The sequence below is a fragment of the Streptomyces sp. NPDC058086 genome, assembly GCF_042885015.1.
In the GTDB taxonomy this organism is placed as follows: domain Bacteria; phylum Actinomycetota; class Actinomycetes; order Streptomycetales; family Streptomycetaceae; genus Streptomyces.
Genome location: NZ_JBHVST010000314.1, coordinates 1 through 1,030 on the forward strand (window position 1 = coordinate 1; position 1,030 = coordinate 1,030).

A 1,030-nucleotide genomic window follows, 5' to 3' on the forward strand; every position below is an offset into this window, starting at 1 on the left:
GCCCTGCGCTGTTCGCGCCACGTCTCACCGTCACTGGTGAGCAGACCGTCGCCCAGCACCCGGCGGGACTGCACCAGACCGATGCCCTTGTGGTAGTTGTCGCTGTTGTCCGCCAGGACGTGCTTGGCGTAGTCGGGACGGTTGAAGACGTACAGCTTCTTGGGCCCCATGGAGACGCGGACGGCGTCCCCGAGGTCGGCCGCGTCCTGCATCATGCCGAGGCGGTCCACCGCCAGCTTCCTCAGCAGTCCCGGAAGCGCCCTGAGCGGCGGGCCGGGCGGATCGATCCTCATGCCGCCCTTCCTTCGCCCGCATCCGGTGCGAACCGGCGGAAGCGGCCGCCGGAGAACAGCATCCCCTCGCGGACCGGCCAGCGCGTCGCCGTGATCACTTCGCCGAGGAAGATCGTGTGGTCGCCACCGTCGTAGAGCCGGTGCTTCGCGCATTCCAGGTGGGCCACCGCACCCGCGATCAGCGGTGCGCCGGACGCCTCCCCGAGCAGCCAGTCCACCGAGTCGAACTGGTCGGCGCCCGGCGGACGGGAGCGGTCCGCGAAATGCCTGGCGGCCTTCTCCTGCCCGGCTTCCAGAACCGATACGGCGAACGTCGGCAGGGCGGTGAGGCGCTGGTGCATCACGGCGTCCTTGCCGACGCAGATCAGCACCAGCGGCGGTGAGAGCGAGACGGACGTGAACGAGTTGGCCGTCATGCCCCGGGGCTCGCTCCCGCCGACGGTCACCACGGTGACGCCGGTCGGGAAGTCCCCGAACACCCTCCTGAGCTGTACGCGGTCGTTCGGGTCGACTAGCTCCGCGGGCGGAGCGGTGATCGGACTCATTTCTGCCTCCCTGCCGGCGGCCGGGGCCCGGCTCGGTGGTGTGCCGACGGATCGGGGGATCGATGGGGAAGGGAGCTGTGCCGCTGGGCGTCGCATCGCCCGGCGCCGCCCGGCCGGGATCCGCGTCGCCCGGCGCCGAACCGGCCCAGCAGCTCGCCCTGGCCCGGGTGGTGCTGGCCGACCCGCACACTC

At 71.5% G+C, this 1,030-nt stretch carries 2 protein-coding genes; both read right to left on the reverse strand.

The genetic code is table 11. The features are described 5' to 3' along the window. Nucleotides 1-293 (reverse strand): cytochrome P450 (locus ACFVWD_RS58535; protein WP_389607350.1); only part of this gene is annotated, 293 nt, incomplete at its 3' end. After that, nucleotides 290-838 carry an NADH-dependent FAD reductase SgcE6 gene (sgcE6, locus tag ACFVWD_RS58540; RefSeq protein WP_073771985.1) on the reverse strand — a complete coding sequence of 183 codons (549 nt, stop codon included), beginning with the start codon at nt 836-838 and terminating at the stop codon, nt 290-292. The genes ACFVWD_RS58535 and sgcE6, both read right to left, overlap by 4 nt. Between the last annotated feature and the right edge of the window lie 192 nt (nt 839-1,030).

Bases quoted from the DNA above. Each gene is read 5' to 3' on its own strand.
- sgcE6 (WP_073771985.1), bottom strand. From the start codon at position 838: ATGAGTCCGATCACCGCTCCGCCCGCGGAGCTAGTCGACCCGAACGAC.